The organism is Bacillus sp. MRMR6, assembly GCF_001940785.1.
Classification (GTDB): domain Bacteria; phylum Bacillota; class Bacilli; order Bacillales; family Cytobacillaceae; genus Neobacillus.
In genome coordinates this window covers 1-601 of sequence record NZ_MSLS01000096.1, presented here as the reverse complement: position 1 = coordinate 601, position 601 = coordinate 1, and the positions used below count along the sequence as shown (strand labels likewise).

The following is a 601-nucleotide window of genomic DNA, read 5'->3' as shown; positions in this document are numbered from 1 at the left end:
CTTTTCCTTGTGCTCTTCCCAAACATGACGTGTTACTACCTTTACCTTATTTTTGGAACGAGTACATTGGGAAAGAAGTGGACAGTTTCCGCATTTCTTTGAATTAGATTTATATTCTTTATAACCTTCACGATTTGTTGTACTGTAGTTTAATTCTTGATCATTAGGACAAACGTATAAATCTCGTTCTTTATCATATGTAAATTTCCATTTTGGGAATAAACCAGTAGTAGGATGATATCTTCTATGGGCAATTACTCCAAAGATATTACGGTCAGATAATCCCTTACAAATCGGGGTCGTAAGGGCGTCCATTATCATCACTATAATAGGGGCGTACCTTTTCAAGAAGAAAAGAAAAATCAATATGTTTATCAATTAAACGGAGAAGGTGATTGTCAGGAACCAAGTCATCAATAGTTACAAATTCAAATTCATTTTGGGTTGATACTTTTGGTTTAAACATATATTTCACCACTTATTATTTAATTTTTAATTATGTAGAGAGCTGTACACTATAGATTTAAACTCTGTTGAATTGCGTGGAAGGCACGTAGACTCCTGCGGGACTAGAAGGTCAGGGTGAGACCCCGCAGGAGCG

1 protein-coding gene and 1 pseudogene are annotated in these 601 nt (G+C 35.8%); both read right to left on the bottom strand.

Translation table 11 applies throughout. The annotated features are described in order from the left end of the window. A pseudogene (locus BTR25_RS26800) lies at positions 1 to 306 on the bottom strand (transposase); the annotation flags it as partial. After that, the gene (locus BTR25_RS27950; RefSeq protein ID WP_075690941.1) at positions 287 to 466 is read right to left on the bottom strand and encodes a transposase; all 180 of its coding nucleotides are present in this window, start codon (positions 464 to 466) and stop codon (positions 287 to 289) included. The pseudogene BTR25_RS26800 and the gene BTR25_RS27950, both read right to left, overlap by 20 nt. Positions 467 to 601 lie beyond the last annotated feature (135 nt).